Genomic DNA, 22,950 nt, shown 5'->3' on the forward strand with positions numbered 1-22,950 from the left:
CACTTTACATTTGACAATAAATGTTGTCAAATATAAATCATGAAAAAAAGCCAAGATGCCCTAAATGGGCGAACCTATGCAGGCGAAGCTCAAGCTGAACGCCAAGCCAAAAGACATCAAAAATTTATTGAAGCTGGACATGAGTTGTTTGGCACGATTGGTTTTAGGCAAACAACTGTTAGAGTGATTTGTAAGCAGGCTGAGCTTACAGATCGTTATTTCTATGAGTCATTTTCCAGTATGGAAGATGTTTTAGTGGTGGTGTATGAACAAGCGATTCAAGAGATTCAGAGCAAAATTCTAGGGGCAATTCAAAATAATGATTATAAAGATGATGTCGATGCTTTGATCCGACAGGTACTTGATATCTTTTTTCAGGCGGTCGAATGTCCGAAAACAGCTCGAATTATTTGGTTGGAAGTTTTAGGGGTAAGCCCACGTGTTGATTTAATTTATAACCATGCAATACGTAGTTTCGCAGCGCTTTTTTTACAACTCAGTCTTTCTGTTTATCCTAATATTCAGTTATCTAATGCTGAGCGTGATGTGGTGGCGATTGGGATTGTTGGTGCAATCAGTCAATCTACCATGGCTTGGTTATTAAATGATTATCAACTTGAACGCCAAATTATGGTGAGTTCGATGTTCCATATTATCAAAGGCACTTCATCTCAATTAATACTTAATTCGCAGTAGTTTGCATTGCATTACCAACAGATTGATTGGAATTACTGAGTAGATTTGAAAGTAAGCTACGGTGTACGACTTACCAGATAATTGTAAATGTATCTTGAGCGTCTAAAATTATATGAGCATTATCAAAATTTACAAAAAGATTTCAGAGAAGAATTGATGTTAAAAAATTGAAAATAGACTTTTGCAAAATACAAATAAATGGCTATATGTATTTTGAAAAAAAACAAGTAAAATTCACATAAAGTGTTTAAAATCATAAGTATAAATTTAAATATTCGTTACATTTTTTAACAAGTAATTTTAATTTTGAGTAAAAAAGACACATTTTTAGGTTATATTGTTACAATCATAAAACATATGAATAACAATAATGCATATCCATTTTACGGTTGAAGGCCGTGATCATGTAGAGGGGACAGGACCAATCCAAGTCGGTTGGTTTCTAACAGATGATAAGGCTGCAATTCTTTTTGAGGCACCTTATCGTATGCGTTCGCAATCTCAAACGAAGCATGCAAAGTCAGCCAGCCGTTGTCCAGCAGTGCTGCAACTCGAAAGCCGATATTTCGTGATTAATTGCCCGTTTGATTTTCATCTTCGTTTTGATCGTGATAACACAGGTAAACCAAAATTAATCAATGTACTTGGTGATGCTTCGCCAGTTCGTGGCAATAAACTACGTGAATTGCTGACTTTAGTGAATGAGAATGAATGGCGCACCCCGAATGTGCCGATTCTTCAGCTTAAACTTCCGTATTGTTTCATTGCAGATGAAGTGGTGTATATCACTCAATTAGATGCATTTGGGCATTACAGAAAAAATCCTTTACCAGGCACGATTTTCGGTGGTCGTTTTCCGATTCATATTTGGCCTAGACCATTGATGTGGGCGTTTGAATGGCATGACACTTCTAAGGATTTGGTTTTAAAACGTGGCGAGCCTTTGTTTTATTGTCAGTTTGATGGTTCTGATCCATCACGTACTGTGAAATTAGTTCAAGCAGAAAAGACTCCTGAACTTATGCAGTATATGGATCAGATTTCAGGTGTGGTGAATTATGTCAATCAGACTTTTTCGTTGTTTAATGAGGTGGAAAAAGTGAGGCCTGAAAAATTTCTAACTAAAAAGTATGATTAATAATTTATATCTTTTTATACATTTTTAAAAATAAATGGTGCTTTTATCTTATGGATCATATTAAATATTTTTTATTTTCATTCTTAATTTTGATTATCTTTGCAAAGTTAATAATATTGCCAGTTAATGAATATTTTATTCTACCTAATTATTTAGAATATAAGTCTAAGCATGTTGAAAATATTAAAAATGGGTATGCTTGCTATGAAGGAAAATACAAAACAAGGAGTGGAAATTATGTTTATGAGTATCGTATTGGGAATTCTCATATGACAAGTTTTTCAGGGTTGAAAGTTAAATTCCCATTTTCTTATAAAAGAGGAGAATTTTTTAATAAAATTGAAATAAACAGTCCAAAATGTATCTTTGTTGACTATGTTGAAATAGATTATTTTTTCATCAATGCGAAGTATGTTTATGATTTTAATTTATTTCTTTAAAAATTAGGAGGCGGGTTGGTTATTGAGAATATATAAAATCTTATTTAAAAAATGAAAAATATTATTTTTCGAGTAATTTTTTGGGTTTGTTTTTAATTTTATAAAGATGTTATTAAGTGCACTTCATACCATTTTGAAGTTAAAGGTGTGTTATGGTTAAAATATATTTAGTATTATTTTTGTAATTTTATTGGTTGTATTTATTATTTTTGAATTTAATTCTTTAAAATATTCTCCCTCAATTGAATATTTTGAGGAAGAAAAATTATGTGGAACTTATGAATATGAAGATTATGCAATTTCATCTAGACCTCCATATCCAAAAGAATACTTTATAAGGTTTGATAAATATGGTTTATTTGGATTTAGAAATAATACATACCCTAATAGATTAAATTTCGAAAATTTAAAAAAAGGTCAAAAAGTTTGCTTGGTTTTAAAGCGAAGGAAAGATAAGGGTGATGATTTGAAACAAGCAATTTTAATTTTATTAGAAACTGAACAATAAGGTGATTTTTATGAAAATTAAGCTTTTTTTGAATTTAAATATAATCAATTATTTATTTTAAACTTTATACATGATTCACCGATTAGATATACTAATTTTCAACAACTTGCTGACATTCAGTTCAAGCAATCAGTGATAGAAAAAAGTTATAAAGCAGAATACATAAAAGTAAAAATTCAAATAAATGGTTATACGTATTTAAAAAAACAAGTAAAATTCACATAAAATGTTTAAAATCATGAGTATAAATTTAAATATTCGTTACATTTTTTAACAAGTAATTTTAATTTTGAGTAAAAAAGACACATTTTTAGGTTATATTGTAACAATCATAAAACTTACGAAAAACAACAATGCATATCCATTTTACGGTTGAAGACCGTGATCATGTAGAGGGGACAGGACCAATCCAAGTCGGTTGGTTTTTGACAGATGATAAGGCTGCAATTCTTTTTGAAGCGCCTTATCGTATGTGTTCACAGTTACAGACGAAACATGCAAATTATTTTCAGAGTTTAAAATAAAGAAAATGAAGGAGAGTTAAAATAGTTTATTCTTGGAGATTTATTTGTGATGAACGGAAAAAATAAATGTAAATTTCAAAAGTAAACAAAATATAATGATACATGTTTATTTTTGGAGTGAATGATAAATAGATGATAACTTTCCAGGATGTAATTAATTGTGGAATATAAGTGAATGAATATTATTAGTTTTTAATTGTTAGTACATAAATTTATTTTAAGGAGTTGAGGTGGGTAAGAATATTATTAATACAGAGAATAATTTCAACTATCTACTGGGTCGGGTTTTATTCGACTTATCGCCAACTAAATATTTTTTTATATATATGTATTTTATATTTTTTATTGCTGCATACGTATATGGATTTTATGTTAGTGAATATGGTGGAATAACACCTTTTGCAAAATCAATGGTATTAGCATCGCCACAACTTAAATTGGTAAATGATGTTGCATTCATTTCGGAATTGATTATTTTTTTAATATTAATATTGAGATACTATTTTTATGGCCTTAATGTTAAAACTAAATATGGTTTTAAAAGACATGAAAGGCAACTTCAAAGCCTGAATAGTGGGAAAGAAAATCGGAATTTTGTTACAGCGATGGGTATTTTATTTTGTTTAGGTTTGATTGGCTTGAGATATGGTGTTTTTGTATTTTTAGAATCTGGAAATATACCTAAAATTAGGGGGGCAATAAAAAGTTCAGAATTAATATTGTATTTATACATGATATGCGGTTTTATTTTAGATCTAATTTTCTTTGTAATTACAATATTTATATTGGAGTTAAGAAAACATATCTAAATATTTAAAATAATTAATGATGTGGAAAAATGACTTGTAAAACACCAAGTGTATCTGAAGCTGTTGGAAATGGAATTGTGGATGATATTGATAATCTTTTGTCTATATTTATTTTTGTGGATTTATTTCTAATGAGTAGAAAAAGTGAATGTCAAAAGTAAATAAAATGTTAACAAAATAGTGGGTAATTATTTTTTATGATTGGTAGGTATTTGGGATTTTCCTGATTTTAGAGCATTGTTAAGTGGTTTAATAGTAAATTTAATTGATAATTAAGTGTTATTTTAAGGAGTTGATGTGGAGAGAGATGCTATTGAAACAGGAGGTAATGTGAATTTTTTGATAAGTCGTATTTTATTTGATTTATCACCTACTAAATATTTCTATATATATGTATTTTATATTTTTCATTGCTGCATACGTATATGGATTTTATATTAGTGAATATAGTGGAATAACACCTTTTGCAAAATCAATGGTATTAGCATCACCGAAACTTAGACTGGTTAATGACGTGGCTTTTTTTTATGAATTGATTATTTTTTTAATATTAATGTTGAGATATTATTTTTATGGTCTTAACGTTAAAACTAAATATGGAATTAGAAAACATGAAAAAAGACTTCAAAGCTCGAATGGTGGGGAGGGGAATAGGTATTTTATTGCAATAATAGGAGTAATATTTCTTTTAGGTGTGATTTTTTGAGGTATGGGTTTTTTGTATTTTTAGAGTCAGGGGATACGCCTAAAATGAGGAGGATGATAGAAAATTCACAGTTCTTATTATATTTATACATGGTATTTGGTTTTATTTTGGATTTGTTTATTTTTATAATTACAATATTTATATTGGAGTTAAGAAAACATATCTGAATATTTAAAATAATTAATGAGGTGGAAAAATGACTTGTAAAACACCAAGTGTAGCTGAAGCTGTTGGAAATGGAATTGCTGATGGTGCTGTGGATGGTATTGATAATCTTTTTAATGGTTTTGGAAATAAACCATACTTGTGGTTTGGGAAAATAGGTAATCTGTCTTATGTCAGTGATATCGCCAATGCCGCAGCAACAGGTGATAGTAAACTCGCAATACAGAAAAGTGTATCCTTTGCAGGTGGGCTATATGGTGGGTCTGCAGGAACTGCAGGAGGTGTTGCATTAGCAGCATCGCTTGGAGGATCGGCAGCAGCAGCTTTTTTACTTCCACTTGCTGGAGGTGTTCTAGCAGGTGTAGCTGTCTCTTATGCTATAGATTACTATTTTAGCCAAAAGGAATGTGAAGATAAGGATAAAGATCCCGCAGAAGATTTTCTTCCACCACCGGATGGAGGGGGCAATAATGATTACAGAATTGAGTATTATGATCCTTTAGTTATTGATATAAATAATGATGGTGTGATTAATACAGTTGCCGAGAATGGTTATCAAGGCGCTTTATTTGATCATGATAATGATGGTTTTAGGACTGCAACAGGGTGGGTTGCTCCGGGTGATGGGTTACTTGTTCGGGATAAAAATAATGATGGTATTATTAATAATGGTGGGGAGTTATTTGGGGACAACACATTGTTGGCTAATGGAGAGTTCGCTAAAAATGGGATAGAAGCTTTAGCAGACTTAGATAGTAATGGAGATGGGATATTAGACAGTAATGATCAAGCCTTTAATGAAATTAAAGTGTGGCAAGATTTAAACAGTGATGGAATTAGCACAAGTGATGAGCTGTTCAGTTTATTAGATGTAGATATAACGAGTATAAATCTGAGCAGTCTTACAAATGTAAATAGTGAAGTTGAAGGCGGTATAGTTAAAAATCAAATAAATTTTACGAAGAACGATGGGTCTTCAAGTATCATTGCTGATGTAAATTTTACAAATAATCCATTATATGCGAGAAATGATAATATTATTGTTTCAAATGAAGTGGCTACTTTGCCTAATGTAATAGGAGCTGGAAGATTAGCTACATTACATCAAGCTGCAAGCTCTTCATCAGAGTTAGAATTAGTATTACGACAATATCAGAATGCAACAACACGAGCAGAGCAGAAAAATTTATTAGATAAATTAATGCTGGAATGGGCTAAAACAGATCCGCAATATAATGATAATGATATTGGTATTATGCGGCATGAGAACTTGGATTGGGTAGAATCTTCAAGTTCGACTAATGTGATCAGATTAACACCAAATTCCCCCTTGCCTTCTTATATAACACAACCACCACCTGCGCCAGAAGTTGCGAATCAGCAACTTAAGAATATAGTTAAATTTATCAATGCGACGTTAGGTATCGCACCAACAACCATGTTGTATGAGATTCATGACAGTCAAATTGATAAATATACTGAAGCCTATAATGCAATTAAAGAAAATTTATATAAGCAACTATTAAATAAAACGATTTTAAAGCCCTATCTGGATGCAATTGATGTTTATACAGATGCGGAATATCTTTTGTATGACTTCACTAATCTCGCTCAATTGATAAATCAGAAATATCAAACTTCTCCTATTCAAGCATTAGAAGATTTGAAGGATTTATTTTTAATTAATGGACGTATACTTGAATTTGGTGGTTGGGAAAAAGGATTGTTATTGTTGAGCGAATGGCGCGATACTTTGGGAAGCAGTCCTTTATATCAAGCTAAAGTTGATAAAATTTTTAATGAATTTGATTCTGTTTTGTTAAAAAGCACTAGTGAAAATGACCTAGTGTTTATCCAAAACTCTGTTAATAATCTTTTTGAGGCTTTAGGTGGTGATGATACCTTAATAATAAAAAACTCTTCTGGCCTTATAGTTAATGGTGGTGATGGTGATGATGTAATTGTTTCAGGGGTGGGAAGTGACTACTTAATTGGTGGAACGGGGAAAAATAGCTATATATTTTATCAGGGAGCTGGTAATGATTTCATAGCCTACAATACGTTAGGATTTGATTTTGATAAATTAGTATTTTTAAATATAAATTCTACAGATGTGGAATTTTATAAACAGAACCAAAATTTAATCATAAAGTATGGTGTAAATGATACGGTCACTTTGATAGGCGCATTGGATGCTTCTTCGACAAAGGAAGTAATATTTAAGTTTCATGATGTGCTCCATACATTAAACAGTTTACGTGATGTACCACTTCCTAATTTGAATACTACGGACAATGATCTGTACCTCAATGGTTGGAATGGTGTGGATATACTTACAGCTAATAGCAATGACAACCAGATTTATGCTTTTGATGGGAATGATACTATAACTGGCGATACGGGGAATGACCGATTACATGGCGGAATAGGTCAGGACACCTATATCTTTCGATCTGGGGATGGAGTTGATGAAATTTATGAATCAGATTTCTCGATAGAAGCCAATACTGTCAGTTTTCAAAATGTCAATTCAGCAGATGTACAGTCTGTAGTTTTTGAGGGGAATGATTTAGTCATTAAATATGGAGCAACAGACAAATTAGTTCTGAAAAACTACATCAACAATTCACAGAACTCGTCTTTGAATCTTCAGTTCGCAGATCAGGTAAGTTGGCAAAATACAGACTTGATGGCAAGAGTTACTTTCGAGGGGGGGGATGGGGGCGATGTTATTGAAGGGGTTTTAAACCATAGAACTAATATTATCAATTCAAATGATGGCGATGATATTGTGGTTGGAAATCTTATCGCTGTGAATATTATTGATGGTGGAAAAGGTAACAATCAATTAACAGGTGGAAACAATACAGATACCCTTCAAGGTGGATCAGGTGATGATTTTATTTATGGGTTAGGCGGTAATGATTTAATTTTAGGGGGTGATGGAAACAATACATTGTTCGGAGGTGATGGGGATGATGTTATTACTGGTGGTGATGGTAATGATTGGTTGCAAGGAGATGCAGGGGCGGACATTCTAACTGGTGGGATGGGGGATGATGCCTATGATGTTGATGAGCTAGATACCATAATTGAAAATTTAAATGAAGGCAGAGATATAATATTTATTGAAAATAATTTTGATCTTTCAGGTACAAATATTGAATCTATTCGTTTAAAGGGGGATGGTAACTTTTTTGCTGTTGGTGATGAAAATGAAAATGACCTATATGGTAACTCAGGGAATAATTACTTAGACGGTAAAGGTGGAGGGGATCTGCTGAGTGGTGGTGCTGGTGATGATTATTATGTTGTCAGTCAATATGATCAGCTTATAACGAATCCAGATGGAACGACATCACTGCTACTTGGTGATCAGGTTGTAGAGGGCTTATTGAATTCTGCAGGTTATGTATTTGGTGATAGTGGTGGCACAGATACTATTGAACAATGGGATGATAAAAAGTTCTATTCACAAGACTCGAATGGAAACTGGTTCGATACTGGGAAATACCATAACCTACAATCTAATGTAGAAAATGTAATCTTAAAAGGCGATGCAAAATTAGCATTTGGTAATGAGTTAGATAATATCATTACAGGAAATGAGCAAGATAATTTTATCAATGGTCTTGCTGGTAATGATACCTATATTTATAAAAAGGGCGGAGGAACGGATACTTTTAGTTTTGAGGATGAGTTATCTGCTGTAAATATCTTGAAAATTGAAGGTCATGAGGCTAGTAGCTTATATGCTCAAAAATTCGGTGAAAGTGTTCTAATTGGATTTAGAAATAGTACTGATAAAATATGGTTGTCAAATTATAATTTAGCTGATTATCAAGATAGTGAAAATATTACATTTAGTAATAAGTTTGATCAAATCGTATTTGATTCAGGGGAAGTATGGACAACAAGTGAAATTGATTCACTCTTATTTCGAGCTGAGAATAACCAAGCACCTGTTATTCAACAGTATCCTTCAACTCTAAATGTAAAAATCGAAGAAGTCCTCCAATATACTTTTAATAATGTCATTGCCGATCCTGATGCTGATGACCAACTCAGTTTTACACTTACTTTACAAACACAGGGTCAAGATGGTGAGTATCAAGATATTCCTGAATGGATTGTTTTTGATTCACAAACTTTAGCTATTACAGTTAGCCCTCCAGAAGGAGCTGATGTTGGCCAATTAAATTTCTATTTGTGGGGAACTGACTTATATGGGGTAGGCACTGGTGTTGGCGTAAATATCAATATACAGCCATCTGCAAATACACCTATCCCTGGGGCAATTTATGACACATTGGGAAATGACGCACTTGTTGGTGGAATTGAAGACAACATATTCTTCTATACAGCGGGTAAAGACACGATTCAGGATGCAGGTGGCGTCGATATCTTACGTTTTAGTAATGGAATTACCTTTAATCAAGTCGGTTCAGGGTTGATGAAGACAGGCAATGACCTTGTATTAAAAGTCAATGGAAGTACAACCAATCAAGTCACTTTAAAGAATTATTTTCTTGCAGGAGATCATCTGATTGAAACCATTGATTTTGAAACAGGCGAACAACTCACAGCAGAACAAATATTTAATGCTTTTGGTGTGACACTACCAGAAACAGAACAGGAAACAGGTTCTACAGATGTTATCGGTGATACGACCTATCAGTACACGACAGGTGAACTCACCATTACTGAGCAATCAGGTACAGATAAAGTCATCTTTAAAAATGGTCTTACATTTAGTCAAGTGGCAAATTATCTAACCAAGTTTGGTGATGACCTGATTTTGAAAGTAGATGGCAGCAATACCAATAAGGTGACAGTTAAAAACTTCTTCTTAGCGGGCCAATATCTTGTTGAAAGCTTCCAGTTTGAAACGGGTGGGCAACTCAGTGCAGCGCAAATTTTTGGTGCATTTGGTATAACCATGCCAATGACAGAGCCTGAGAATCCAACTGAACCAGAATCAGTAAGTGTGGTCGGTAATACGACCTATGATTACACTACAGGCAGTTTAACCATTACAGAACAATCAGGTAATGACACAGTAGTCTTTAAAAATGGGATTGGTTTTAGTCAGGTTGCTAATTATCTAACCATGTCTGGTGATGATTTGATCCTGAAAGTAGATGGTAGTGACACCAATAAAGTAACCGTCAAGAATTTCTTCTTAGCAGGCGAATATCTTGTTGAAATTTTCCAATTTGAAACAGGTGGACAAATCACTGCAGAGCAAATTTTTGGTGCATTTGGCTTAACTGTTCCAGAACAAAACAATCCAGAAACGTCCCAACCTGAAACAGGTCTTGAGGCGATGAACAGCACCTATACCTATACCTCGGGTACATTGCAAATCGATGAGGATTATGGTGTAGATGAGATTGTGTTTAGCAATGGAATTAGCTTCAATCAAGTTGCTTCACAGCTCATGATGTCAGGTGATGATCTCGTTTTAAAAATTGATGGAAGCAATACAGACAAAGTTACCATTAAAAACTTCTTCTTGGGTGGAGCATATGAAGTAGAAAGCTTGAGTTTTGAAACAGGTGGAAGTATTTCATCTAGTCAGATTTATCAAGCTTTTGGTTTAGATCGACCACTCAATGCAGAAGATGAAATTAGTGCAGTGGTACTTGGTGATACGGGAGATAATATGCTCGTGAGTGATGCAGCGGTGAGTGAGTTATTTATCCTAGATCAAGGGCAAGACATGATTCAGTTGCTCCAAAATGCTTCGGGTGAAGCAGCAAAAGATTATGTCAGTGATTTTAGTCTGGTTGATGATAAAATAGATTTATCAGCGGTTTTTGTGAATAGTCAGGTGAATAATTCCAATCTTGATGACTATTTGCAAGTTTTCTACGATGCAGATGCGAAAACCAATACTTTAAGTGTTCGAACATCGGTCAATAATATGCATAAGGATATGTTGGTATTTACCAATCAGGCTGAGCAATTGTATGTAGACGATTTATTGTTAAATCAATCTATTCTGTATTAACTGAAAACTGAAATTAAAAATGAGGTGACTTAGGTCACCTTATTTATTTTGGTAATTATTTTCAAAATTTAGTTTTTATTTTCAATCATTAGAACAAAGACTGGTTTGTAAATCTTAACTTGAATTTTGTATAAAATGATGACTTACTTGAAATCAAAGCTATTTCCATACACTGTAAATATTAAAATTTGGAAATGTATATGTTTAAACAGCAATTTGAATCTTACTGGACACAGTTTTCTAGTCACCTAGAAATTGACCATTCAAGTGAATTACTTCACTTATTAATCCATGCTTATTCAGAACCACAACGCCATTATCATACAGTGCAGCATATCGTTGAATGTTTAGCGCTTTTTCACCAAATAAAAGATCAACTCGAGGACCCAGTTGCGGTTGAATTGGCAATTTGGTTTCATGATGTGATTTATGATCCGCAAGCTATGGACAATGAAGAAAAAAGTGCTGAATTGATGAAACAACAGTGCCTACAGCGATTTGAAAACGCTAAAATTCATAAAATTTATGATTGGATTATTGCGACAAAGAAGCATTTACCAGCTACAAATCAGGATCTTAATTATTTATTGGACATTGATTTGGCAATTTTGGGAAGTTCTCAACAGCGTTTTGCAGAATATGAACAACAAATTCAACAAGAATATGCATGGGTTGAAGTAACACAATATCAATTCAAAAGAACAGAAGTATTAAAATATTTTTTGGACATGAAACCTTTGTATCAGACTGAATATTTTAGAAATTTGTTGGAAGACAATGCTAAATTGAATTTAGCAAACAGCCTGAATAAATTCTCACATATTTAGTGAGAATGCCCCATTCTAAAGACATGTTTAGGTATAAAAGTGCCATTCAATATCATGAACAGCACGAATACAAGCAATATGATTAAGGACGAATAATCATACAGGTTGCTGTAGCATGCGCATATAACTTGCCATCTTCATCCACAAGTTTGCCTTCAGAAATTGCAAGATTTTTACTTAAATTAATTACTGAACCAATCGCAAGGAGTTCTTTGTCTTTAGGTATAGGGCGACACATTTTGACATTTAAATCGATAGTCCCATAGCCTACACCTGCATCCAAAGTTGTATGCACGGCACAACCCGTCGCTGAATCTAAAGCTGTTGCAGCAAAACCGCCATGTACACCACCCAAAGGATTTAAATGACGTTGATCTGCTTTGACTTTGAAGCTGGCATGACCATTGGAGATTTCAACTAAATCCATTGGAATAGTTTCGCTAATACTTGCTCTTGGAATATGACCTGCAATCATTGCTTCTAAAAACTCTAAGCCTGTCATTTCTTTCGGATGTTTCATATTTGTTCCTAATTTTTATCTTAAAAATAAGTTCCAAAAAGGAACCTTTAAATTAAGATAGGCTGAGACAAGATCACTGTCAAATCTTTTGTGGTGACTATAGGGTTAGAAAATTTTAGTATTCGGTATTATAGAATTTTTCAAAATGGTCAGATTGATGAATGATTTTTAGCGCAATTTTTTCGCCAGTTGCCCATGTGGCATGCGCTTTTTGCAAATCTACATCGATGATATCGAGCTCTTTACACAATGTTCGAGTGCTTTCAATGACAATAAATTGAGGTGATTGAATTTTCAAACATTTAGCAATATAACGCTGAATGCCTTGTAATGTATAAACATCAATTATTTTATAACGCATATTTTCCAAAAATTATATTTAATTTATTGTTGTTCTAGTCTAATCCTAATGAATTATAAATTTCAAATGAAAAATATTTTAAATTTATTGTTCATAAAAAAGAAAGTATTCACAAGGACTTCATTTAAAAAGCATAGTATTTTAAAGTTCAAAGAGAACATGAATTTATAAGTAGAAAAGGAATAAAACGATGAAAGGGCAATGTCTTTGTGGTGCAACCACGTTTAATGTCGAATTGAGCAATCACGATGTACATGTGTGTCATTGTTCAATTTGTCGTCGTCAAACCAGCGGTGTGATTATGACCATTGACATAAAACAAGGGACATTAAAGTTTGATCAGCAAGCGCATTTGAGTGTATTTAATTCATCAGAATGGGGTGAGCGAGGTTTTTGTAATGCTTGTGGTACCACATTGTTTTGGAGAACTAAAGATCAAAGTTATTGTAATATCAATGTATTCTCACTTGAAAATATTCCTCAAGATTTGAAGTTGAATCTAGAGATTTATATCGACAATAAGCCTAAATTTTATAGCTTTAATAACGAAACAAAGAAAATGACCGAGGCAGAAGTGGTGGCTTTATTTAGTGCATCAACAGAATAAATTTAGCGATATTAGCATTATTTTAGATTAATTATTGAATTTGGATCAGAAATATTGATTTAAGACATGAGTATTAAATGCTAGCAAAAAGCTTTTGAATTTTATATACCTAGAAAAAGTTGTTGAACATGGATACTCAACGATGCTGTTTAAAATAACATTGGCAATGATTGCTTTTGCTGCAAATTCTGTATTGTGTCGCTTTGCATTGGCTCAAAACCAGATTGACCCAATGAGTTTTAGTACCTTGCGGGTACTCAGTGGAGTGCTGGTTTTAAGCTCATTGTTTGTTATTGCAAAGCGTAATTCAAATATACCAATACCGTTGAATTGGGAACTCAAAAATGGATTTTATTTGGCGGTATATATTGTTGGATTTTCATTGGCCTATGTGAAAATTGATGCAGGTGTAGGTGCATTATTATTATTTGGTACAGTGCAATTCACTATGGTGATGTATGGGCTATGCCATGGTGAAAAAATTAATTTTAAAAGAGCATTGGGGCTGGTACTTGCCTTAGTCGGTATTGGCGTTTTACTTTTGCCCGGAGCAAATGCACCAAGTGTGGTTTATTCGATGCTGATGGTGATTTCAGGTATTGCTTGGGCGGCCTATAGCCTTTCAGGTAAAAATTCTCCACATCCTTTGAGTAGTACTTTCAGCAATTTCGTCTTGGCTGCGCCATTTGTTGTGATGGCAGGTTTTTTGTTTGCTCAAGATATACATATCAATTTACAAGGTTTTATGTTGGCAGTCGTTTCGGGTGGGCTGGCTTCAAGTGCGGCATATGTGTTGTGGTATTCCATTTTAAAACATATCGATAGAATCATGGCAAGTACGGTGCAGTTAAGTGTGCCATGTTTAGCGATTATTGGAGGTTCACTGTTTATTGGAGAAAGCATTAGTTTGAGAATATTACTCTCTTCAACCATGGTTTTATATGGAATATTATTGGTGATTTTTGCGGTAGCTAAAAAGTAATTTAAGGTTAATTCACTTACAAGAATATCGATATTGTAGGGATACTTGTTTATTTTTTTCTTTAATTTTCAATGTTATTTTTATAAAAATTAGATATATTCATAAAATATGCAAATTTTATTGTTTGATAAATTATTTAATATGTTAAGTACTGACTTAGCATTGACGATTCTTGATACTCAAAATATAGAATTTAATGTCATCAGATACTGAATACAACAAAATCAAGAATATATGAAAAAGTTTATCCATCTGTTTATTCCTATTCTGTTAAGTAACCTCGCCGTAGTTCTAGGGGGTGTTGCGGATACTGTATTTTTATCGCATGTCAGCACCATAGATGTTGCAGCAATGTCAGTCACGCTTTCAATTTACGCATTGGTATATATTTTAGGCTATGGACTATTGCAAGGCATGATGCAGGAGCTTGCAGAAGCCAAAGGGCGACATGCTTTAACTGCGTCACAAATCATCATTAAACAAGGTGTGTTGATGGTGTTGTTGCTGTCGGTTTTTGGCGTCATTTTTCTTACCCATGCCGAAGCTGTTTTAAATCTTCTTAGGGCAGATCAGCATTTACAAGTTTTGGTTTTAGACTGTCTTTTTATTCTAGCTTTAGCACTTCCGGCGCAACTTTTATTACGTTCTTTTTTTATTGTGACGCAAACCTATGGGCAAGCCAAAATGGTGTTTTATGCGAATGTTTTCGCATTGCTACTCAAGTTGAGCTTATCTTATGCATTGATTTATGGTGTCGCTTATTTCAACATTCCCAAACTTGGTGTGCAAGGTGCTGTTGCTGCAACATTACTCACCCAATGGATCATGTTGTTTGTTTATTATGGGCTTTTCCTAGAGAAAAAGTATCGAATCCAATTCTCAGGTCAATTTTTTGATTTTAATATTCTCAAAAGAATTTTGAGAATAGGCTTTCCAATGGCCATTATTATTCTCATTGATGTGATTGCTGTGACCTTTATTTCACTGCTTTCTATTCCTTTAGGTAATACCGCATTAACAGCACATCAAATTGTCATGGGCATTGCGTCATTATTATTTATGTTCCCGTCATCCTTATCGGCTGCGTATAGTATTTTAATTTCTACCAAAGTTGGAGAGGGAGATCTTCAATCTGCATGGGCGTTAACTCAGAAAGCTTTAAAAACAGGATTTGTTATTGCACTGTTTATTGTGATTTGTGTTTATGGATTTAGAGATTTATTGATCCCAATTTTCACCAAAGATGTAGCAGTCACTGGGTTGGTGACCAATTTATTATTGATCGTTTGTATTATGCATATTGCAGATGCCATGTTGTGTATTTTGGTGAATATGTTGCGTTGTTGGTCTGTGACCATTAGTCCTATGTTGATTTATACCTCAGTGATCCTTGTGATTGGATTGGGTGGTGGCTGGTATGTCGCTTATCATGCTGTTTCTTGGAATGGTTTTCGTATACCCGCGCTAGGTATTTATGGTTTTTGGATTTTACTGACGTTTGCTTATATTCTTGCTGTAGCAGTGTGCAGCTTATGTTTAAGATATCGTAAATATTTGAAATAACGTACTTAAATACTTTAATCATTCAATCTACTATTTCATTCAAAGATTGAAGTTATTTCAGGGCAAAATAGATAGATGGTAAGAGGGAGAATAAAAACCCGCAGAGTAGAACTGAGCGGGTTTTTAGTCTAAGAATTTATGGGTTAGACTTCTTGCGTAAGTCGAGTTGTGATGAGCATTTAATTTATTACAGAAAGTCCCTCTCCTTTTAAAGGAGAGGGACTTTCAATCTTAATTCCTGATCATTTTGGACTTTCGCAAATGATTTATTTTACTTCGCAGCTTTTTCAGCTTCAATTGATGCAATTGCAGCATCTACACCTTCAATTGAATCAGCAGCTTTTTTGATACGCGCAAGTGCATCTACAAGGACTTCATCCGCAGTTGCATACGAAATACGCATGAAACCACCTAAACCGAATGCATCACCTGGAACAACCGCAACACCAGTTTCTTCCAATAACCATTCAGAGAATTCTGTGCAAGATTTTAAACCTTTAGCACGGATCAATGGACGAATATTTGCATAAGCATAGAATGCGCCGTCAGCGGGTAAGCATGAAATACCGTTGATTTGATTTAAACCATTCACTACCAAATCATGGCGACGTTTGAATGCTTCGATCATTGGCTCAAGTACATCTTGTGGACCATTTAACGCAGCTTCAGCAGCAACTTGTGAAATTGACGTTGGGTTAGATGTAGACTGTGATTGGATTTTTTTCATTGCGCCAATCAGCTTAGCTGGACCTGCTGCATAGCCAATACGCCAGCCAGTCATTGCATAGGCTTTAGACACGCCATTTAACACGATTGTACGGTCATAAAGATCAGGTGCAACGGTTGCGATGTTATAGAACTCGTCATCCCAACGGATTGGTTCATACATATCGTCAGAAGCAACAAAAACTTCAGGGTATTTACGTAAAACTTCAGCTAAAGCTTCTAATTCAGCTTTGGTATAAATCATACCTGTAGGGTTTGAAGGGCTGTTTAACACCACCAAACGTGTTTTGTCAGTGATTGCTGCTTCTAATTGAGCAGGCGTGATTTTGAAACGTTGTTCTTCACCACATTTCACAATCACTGGAACGCCTTCAGCGATAATCACCATGTCTGGGTAACTTACCCAATATGGTGCAGGAATAATTACTTCGTCGCCTTTGTTTAATAAAGCAAGTGCTAAGTTAAAGAATGATTGTTTACCACCACAAGAAACCAAGATTTGGTTTGCAGCGTAGTCTAAATTATTATCACGTTTTAACTTTGCAATAATTGCTTTTTTAAGGCCTGGCGTACCATCTACAGCTGTGTATTTGGTAAAACCGTTGTTAATTGCTTGAATAGCAGCATCTTTGATGTGTTGTGGGGTATCAAAGTCAGGTTCACCTGCACCTAAACCAATTACATTTTTACCTGCAGCTTTTAATTCAGCTGCTTTGTTGGTAACCGCAAGAGTTGGGGACGGTTTGATGGCATTAACACGATCTGAAAGACGTACGTCCACGGCATTATTCCTTCTTATAGGGATTAAAAATAAAAAGCACACTATCATAGCCTAAAATAGTGCATATCGTTGCTTAATATCTAAACAAATTCACTAGAAATTTACGAAAATTAAAATTTACTGTATCAAGCCACTACAAATATCCAATCCATAACATGAGCGCTCGCATCATTCAGCAATTTTACGTACAATACGCTCAGTTGAAATTGAGTGAATCATATGAGCACCCAAAATACTCCCAAAAAAAAGTCATTGGTGAAGTTACCATTCCCAATGCCATCAGCTTCGGCTGAAAATCAGGATGACGTGGCTCACAATCAAGTGCGCCCAAAACCTGAACAGTACGCAGATCGGACATGGATGCCGCCACGTGGTACACGTCGTTCGATGGGTAAAAGGTAATATAAAAGGTGCATGAAGCACCTTTTTTTATAGCAGATTTTTTTAATCAATCATTAAATAAGATTTAGTTGTCTATGGGTTGAGTAAAATACTCATAATAATCTTTTTTCTTTTTATACATCACTTGATCTGCACGTCTTAACATATCTTCAACCTTTTCGTTGGGTTGAGTTGTTGCATGACCTATTGCAATGCTAATGGGGTGTGATGAATAGTATTGATTATCAATATTCAATAGTTCTTCAATGGTCATAATGATTGAATCTACAGCTTGCTGATTGGCACCTGACATCATCACGACAAATTCGTCACCACCGATTCGAGAAGCGGTATGGCTGGTATGTGTCACTGTACGATTGAGTATATTACCCATGCGACGAAGTAATTCATCACCTACATCATGCCCATATTGGTCATTGACTGTCTTTAAGCCATTCATATCAATGAAAATAGCTGAAACAGGGCGGAGTATACTACGTTCTAAGCGGTGAATTTCTTCTGTATAAAATGATCGATTGAACAGTTTGGTTAACACATCGTGTTTGCCTAAATATTCTAAATAGCTTTCAGCTTTTTTACGTGCAGTAATATCGGTCAATGCAACTTGAACCAAACTCCAATCATCTTCATAACCTGGGAAAACGGTAAATTGCAACAGTACATTTCGAATAGACCCATCGAGTGCATAATTGATCGCTTCACGTTGATGATGGATTTTTCCATTCCATAATTCAATCAATTGTTCACGAAAAGTTTGGTGCATTTCTTTCGCAAAAACCCGATACAGATTTTTAAATAAAGTTTCTTTATCTGCTGCCTTAAATAAATCTAAGGTAGCTTGGTTAACGTCCAGTAAAATAATGTCTTCAACACATTGATTGACAAAATCTGTATGCACATCTAGAAAAGTACGAAAGTCTTCAATGCCCACTTGACGTAATTGATCTAGACGCATTTTTACACGGCTAAAATCCTCAACCCATAATGAGGTAGGAGAATAAATAAAGCGAGATTCAGCAAGTTGGCGATTTTTTTCTTCGTTGCGATGCGCATTTTGATAATCTGTAATATCTTCAGTCGTGATTAGGACTTGATTAAAGGTATCTTCTGAACCAGGAAGTACCACTGCTCTAAGTTTAATATCGAGTTTTTTACCTGAAATTGTATAATTTGTGGTGGTGCTTAAATACTCATTATTACCATTCCATAAAGAGACTAATTCAAATAAATGTACTTTAAACATTTCTTTTTGGAAAATAATATTGAGGTTTTGACATAAGTGTTGTTGATTATTTGCTTCAAAAAGATCTAAAGTTTTTTTATTGACTTTAATAATTTTAATTTTATGGGCACATTCTATAACCAAATCAAAATTTTCTTCTAAAAATGGTTGGAGATCTGTAATTCCTTGTGCTTTCCAAAGGTCGAATTGTTCTTTGATTTCACTCATATCTTCTAACCACATGGGGATCGGTGATATATCAAATATAGTGGAATTCATAATATCCATTACAGGATTCTCATTTGTTTTTAAGTTCTGATTTAAGCGGAAATATACCTTAAAAGTCTCTAATATCAAAATACTAAAAATAAAAAATTGTTTATTATTTGTTTTTTAATTTTTATATTTTTTAGTATAACTTATTAAAAGCAATTTAATTTTTAAATGCCTGAAGGGTGATAATGATCTTCTCTTAAATTAAGTCTTGGTATGAAATACAATAAATTAAATAACAGTAAGAATTGATAAATTAAGATTTGCTCAACTATAGAGTGGGTATATTAGATTATTTTGGTAAGTATATCTAATCAATAGTTGTGTACTGATGAGTTCTAATAATAAGTAAAATAATTCAAATAATGATTTTATATTTAAATATAAGTGCATTTTAATTGTCATTAAGTGTTAATGATCATTGCGTGGGGATGTATAAAAGTTACAGATGAATAATTCCTTAAAATAAATAAGGGATCAGTTTAATTATATAATCTCTGATCCCGAGTCTTTAACAATTTGAGTTTTCACTATTCATCATGATTGAATAATCATTTATAACTGATGAAATTAATATCAATTCCATTATTTATTTCTTGGAATGATTTTCCGCCTTTGGTGGCGCAATTGTTCGTTTACCATTCCAGACATCAATAAAATCATTTTCGTTTAAATGATAAAGCTCTAATAAGGCTAAGATTGCACCACCTAAAATCATTGAGCCTTTAGTATCGGGTTGGAATTCCTGTGTTTTAGCATGCAGATTATGCAAAATATCTTGGATCTCAAACTCACGATCACGACCATTACTATCCGTTGGGTACATCGGGGTATTTAGAATAATTGTCGCTAAACTCTTTTCGGAATCGCTTAAATCTAAACCTTGTATCGCTTGATCAAGATCGGTACTAAAAATAACGTGATCATTGATAAAACTATGCAGCAATTTTTGAGTGAGTTTAGGTAGCGTTCTTTCGACAAAAGGACGGAAAGATTGTGGAAAAATCACGTTGTGTGAGATACCTTTAAACATCGGTGCAATTTCTTCAACTTTATAGCCTGCGACACCACAACCGACGGAAGTAATAAAATATTTTAGCTTAGGATGATTTTGCGTATAAATTTTAAAGTCGTCTATGTAGTGCTGAATTTGCGAAAGTGGCATTTGTTGCAAATGTTCATTCATGGTCGGAATTGCAAAACTTTGTCCAGACCAACCACGTCCAACGCCTTTCATCGCACCAAAATGTAAATGCGCCGTTTTTGCAGCACCGCCTTGATGTGTGCCTGCCATATTGCTACCAAATACAAAAACCGTATCTTCTGCTAAGCTTTTGATTATGCTTTCATCATGATATTGATAAGTCATGTTTTTTCAATCTTTTAGTCGGCTTATTCCCATGTTGCTATTGAATTAAAAAAGGGTCAAGGATATTTGTTGAATATTGTGTAATTGACCGCATTAAAAAAATAATCTTAACAAGTGAAAGTGTTCGTTTCTGTTAAACTTGTTGTCACGTTATAGCTATTATTTTTAGAATTGTTTCCTATTCGCTAAGGTTCATTTGTTAGTGCAATTGATTTGCCTAATAAATGATTGAATTATATTGGTAAAAAGAGAAAAGCCCGTGAGTGATCATCAACCTTTTGAACTTGTCACAAATTATGAGCCTGCAGGCGATCAGCCACAAGCCATTGCAAAATTAGTCGAAGGAGTAAATAAAGGTTTTCGTGATCAACTTTTACTTGGTGTAACTGGTTCTGGTAAAACTTATACCATGGCCAATGTAATTGCACAGACTCAACGTCCCACAATCGTTATGGCGCATAACAAAACTTTAGCGGCACAACTTTATGGTGAGTTTAAGGCATTTTTCCCAAATAATGCTGTTGAATACTTCGTGAGTTATTACGACTATTACCAACCCGAAGCCTATGTGCCATCTTCTGATACTTTTATTGAAAAAGATTCAGCTATTAATGATCATATCGATCAAATGCGACTTTCTGCGACTCGGGCATTATTAGAAAGACGTGATGCCATTATCGTAGCTTCAGTATCGGCAATTTATGGTTTAGGTGATCCAAATGCTTACATGAGTATGCTGTTGCATATTGTACAAGGCGACCGTATTAGCCGAGATGACATTATTCGCCGTTTAGTTGAAATGCAATATACACGTAATGAGCTTGAGTTTTTACGTGGTACTTATCGTATTCGTGGCGAAATTATTGATATTTTCCCAGCAGAATCAGACCAACACGCAATTCGTATTGAACTGTTTGATGATGAAGTGGATTCAATTCGTTGGTTTGATCCATTAACGGGTAAATTAGTACGTAAAGCACCACGTGTAACGATTTATCCAAAAAGCCACTATGTAACACCAAAAGATAATTTAGAAAGAGCAATTGGTACCATACGAGAAGAGTTGGCTGAACGTTTAATTTTTTTCAAAGCGCATGAAAAATTACTTGAAGCGCAACGTATAGAGCAACGCACTCGTTACGATTTAGAAATGATGCAACAGTTGGGTTATACCAACGGTATTGAAAACTATTCACGACATTTATCGGGTCGTCCTGCGGGAGAGGCGCCGCCGACCTTATTTGATTATATTCCCGATGATGCATTATTGATTATTGATGAGTCACATGTGACTGTTCCGCAAATTGGTGCGATGTATAAAGGTGACCGTTCACGTAAAGAAAATTTAGTGAATTATGGTTTCCGCCTACCGAGTGCTTTGGATAATCGCCCAATGAAGTTTGAGGAATGGGAGCGGATTATCCCTGCAACAATTTATGTCAGCGCAACCCCTGCAAAGTATGAATTGGAAAAGTCTGAACAGGTCGCGGAGCAAGTGGTTCGTCCTACAGGCTTAGTTGACCCTGAAATAGAAATACGTCCAGTACTCACGCAAGTCGATGATGTATTGTCAGAAATCAATATCCGAAAAGAATTGGATGAACGTGTTTTAGTGACAACCTTGACTAAACGTATGGCTGAGGATTTAACATCGTATTTAAAAGAGTATGGTGTAAAAGTGGCTTATCTACACTCTGATATTGATACGGTAGAACGAGTGAAAATTATTCATGAGTTACGTACGGGGGTACATGATGTTTTAGTGGGAATTAACCTATTACGTGAAGGCTTGGATATGCCTGAAGTTTCTTTGGTTGCGATTCTTGATGCGGATAAAGAAGGCTTTTTACGTTCTGAACGTTCATTGATTCAAACCATTGGACGAGCAGCTCGACATTTAAATGGTAAAGCTATTCTTTATGCAGACCGTATGACAGACTCAATGCAAAAAGCGATTGATGAAACTGAGCGTCGACGCACTAAACAAATTCAATTTAATGAAGAGCATGGCATTATTCCACGAAGTGCTGTACGCCAAGTGATTAAGGAAATTGATTCAGGTGAAGTGATTGAAGATGATGAAGTTGATGCAAAAATTCTTGAACAAAATAAAGCATTAACAGCAGATGAGCAACATTTACTCTCTGATCCAAAGTTATTGAGTAAGCATTTATCGAAACTGGAAAAAGAGATGTTAAAAGCATCAAAAGAACTTCAGTTTGAGCAAGCTGCACGTTTACGTGATGAAATTGTTCGTTTAAAAGCAAGAATGTTGCAGTAATTTATTCAATACAATGCGCTATTATGCTGTAGCTTTA

Annotated in this window: 18 protein-coding genes; 13 read left to right on the forward strand and 5 right to left on the reverse strand. The window is 34.3% G+C overall.

The features are described from left to right. Positions 1-39 precede the first annotated feature (39 nt). The 8 genes from D7V20_RS11585 (at position 40) to D7V20_RS11620 (ending at position 11,826) form a co-directional block, all read left to right on the forward strand. The gene (locus tag D7V20_RS11585; RefSeq protein WP_120384442.1) at positions 40-696 is read left to right on the forward strand and encodes a TetR/AcrR family transcriptional regulator; all 657 of its coding nucleotides are present in this window, start codon (positions 40-42) and stop codon (positions 694-696) included. A 370-nt stretch (positions 697-1,066) separates the two neighbouring features. After that, complete coding sequence (locus D7V20_RS11590; protein WP_120384443.1) at positions 1,067-1,834, forward strand: hypothetical protein; 768 nt, start codon at positions 1,067-1,069, stop codon at positions 1,832-1,834. 50 nt (positions 1,835-1,884) lie between these two features. Next, on the forward strand, positions 1,885-2,274 hold the full coding sequence (locus tag D7V20_RS11595) for a hypothetical protein (protein WP_120384444.1): 390 nt from the start codon (positions 1,885-1,887) through the stop codon (positions 2,272-2,274). 190 nt (positions 2,275-2,464) lie between these two features. Further along, positions 2,465-2,782 carry a hypothetical protein gene (locus D7V20_RS11600; protein ID WP_120384445.1) on the forward strand — a complete coding sequence of 106 codons (318 nt, stop codon included), beginning with the start codon at positions 2,465-2,467 and terminating at the stop codon, positions 2,780-2,782. A gap of 353 nt (positions 2,783-3,135) precedes the next feature. Then, the gene (locus D7V20_RS19845) at positions 3,136-3,306 is read left to right on the forward strand and encodes a hypothetical protein (RefSeq protein ID WP_171407811.1); all 171 of its coding nucleotides are present in this window, start codon (positions 3,136-3,138) and stop codon (positions 3,304-3,306) included. 230 nt (positions 3,307-3,536) lie between these two features. Beyond that, positions 3,537-4,115: a hypothetical protein gene (locus D7V20_RS11605; RefSeq protein WP_120384446.1), complete on the forward strand. Its 579-nt coding sequence runs from the start codon at positions 3,537-3,539 to the stop codon at positions 4,113-4,115. A 902-nt stretch (positions 4,116-5,017) separates the two neighbouring features. Further along, positions 5,018-10,999: a calcium-binding protein gene (locus tag D7V20_RS11615; RefSeq protein ID WP_120384448.1), complete on the forward strand. Its 5,982-nt coding sequence runs from the start codon at positions 5,018-5,020 to the stop codon at positions 10,997-10,999. 194 nt (positions 11,000-11,193) lie between these two features. Continuing rightward, positions 11,194-11,826 carry an HD domain-containing protein gene (locus D7V20_RS11620; protein WP_120384449.1) on the forward strand — a complete coding sequence of 211 codons (633 nt, stop codon included), beginning with the start codon at positions 11,194-11,196 and terminating at the stop codon, positions 11,824-11,826. 82 nt (positions 11,827-11,908) lie between these two features. Here the strand turns inward: D7V20_RS11620 and D7V20_RS11625 are convergent, their stop codons facing one another. Both D7V20_RS11625 and D7V20_RS11630 read right to left on the reverse strand, forming a co-directional pair. After that, positions 11,909-12,346 (reverse strand): PaaI family thioesterase, encoded by a 438-nt coding sequence (locus tag D7V20_RS11625; RefSeq protein ID WP_120384450.1) that lies wholly within the window; start codon positions 12,344-12,346, stop codon positions 11,909-11,911. Between the two features lie 115 nt (positions 12,347-12,461). Next, positions 12,462-12,707: a hypothetical protein gene (locus tag D7V20_RS11630; protein WP_120384451.1), complete on the reverse strand. Its 246-nt coding sequence runs from the start codon at positions 12,705-12,707 to the stop codon at positions 12,462-12,464. A 190-nt stretch (positions 12,708-12,897) separates the two neighbouring features. Here D7V20_RS11630 and D7V20_RS11635 point away from each other — a divergent pair, with 190 nt between their 5' ends. The 3 genes from D7V20_RS11635 to D7V20_RS11645 all read left to right on the forward strand — a co-directional run bounded on the left by D7V20_RS11635 (position 12,898) and on the right by D7V20_RS11645 (position 15,859). Further along, positions 12,898-13,314, forward strand: coding sequence for a GFA family protein (locus D7V20_RS11635; protein ID WP_120384452.1), 417 nt, complete (start codon positions 12,898-12,900; stop codon positions 13,312-13,314). A 142-nt stretch (positions 13,315-13,456) separates the two neighbouring features. Beyond that, the gene (locus D7V20_RS11640) at positions 13,457-14,296 is read left to right on the forward strand and encodes a DMT family transporter (protein WP_120384453.1); all 840 of its coding nucleotides are present in this window, start codon (positions 13,457-13,459) and stop codon (positions 14,294-14,296) included. A 234-nt stretch (positions 14,297-14,530) separates the two neighbouring features. After that, complete coding sequence (locus D7V20_RS11645) at positions 14,531-15,859, forward strand: MATE family efflux transporter (RefSeq protein ID WP_120384454.1); 1,329 nt, start codon at positions 14,531-14,533, stop codon at positions 15,857-15,859. Between the two features lie 271 nt (positions 15,860-16,130). Here D7V20_RS11645 and D7V20_RS11650 read toward each other — a convergent pair whose 3' ends face one another. After that, the gene (locus D7V20_RS11650; RefSeq protein WP_120384455.1) at positions 16,131-17,366 is read right to left on the reverse strand and encodes a pyridoxal phosphate-dependent aminotransferase; all 1,236 of its coding nucleotides are present in this window, start codon (positions 17,364-17,366) and stop codon (positions 16,131-16,133) included. A gap of 219 nt (positions 17,367-17,585) precedes the next feature. Between D7V20_RS11650 and D7V20_RS11655 the strand changes: the two genes are divergently transcribed. Continuing rightward, positions 17,586-17,768 (forward strand): hypothetical protein, encoded by a 183-nt coding sequence (locus tag D7V20_RS11655; protein WP_120384456.1) that lies wholly within the window; start codon positions 17,586-17,588, stop codon positions 17,766-17,768. Between the two features lie 64 nt (positions 17,769-17,832). On the opposite strand, the gene D7V20_RS11660 is transcribed toward D7V20_RS11655, so the two are convergent. Next, complete coding sequence (locus D7V20_RS11660) at positions 17,833-19,278, reverse strand: sensor domain-containing diguanylate cyclase (RefSeq protein WP_120384457.1); 1,446 nt, start codon at positions 19,276-19,278, stop codon at positions 17,833-17,835. 574 nt (positions 19,279-19,852) lie between these two features. After that, positions 19,853-20,632 carry an A1S_2505 family phage non-structural protein gene (locus D7V20_RS11665; protein ID WP_120384458.1) on the reverse strand — a complete coding sequence of 260 codons (780 nt, stop codon included), beginning with the start codon at positions 20,630-20,632 and terminating at the stop codon, positions 19,853-19,855. Positions 20,633-20,891: 259 nt separating this feature from the next. On the opposite strand from D7V20_RS11665, the gene uvrB reads away from it, so the two are divergent. Beyond that, entirely contained in the window at positions 20,892-22,913 is a 2,022-nt protein-coding gene (gene uvrB / locus D7V20_RS11670) for an excinuclease ABC subunit UvrB (RefSeq protein ID WP_120384459.1), read from the forward strand. Positions 22,914-22,950: the final 37 nt, after the last annotated feature.

The organism is Acinetobacter rongchengensis, from assembly GCF_003611475.1.
GTDB classification, from domain to species: Bacteria; Pseudomonadota; Gammaproteobacteria; order Pseudomonadales; family Moraxellaceae; genus Acinetobacter; species Acinetobacter rongchengensis.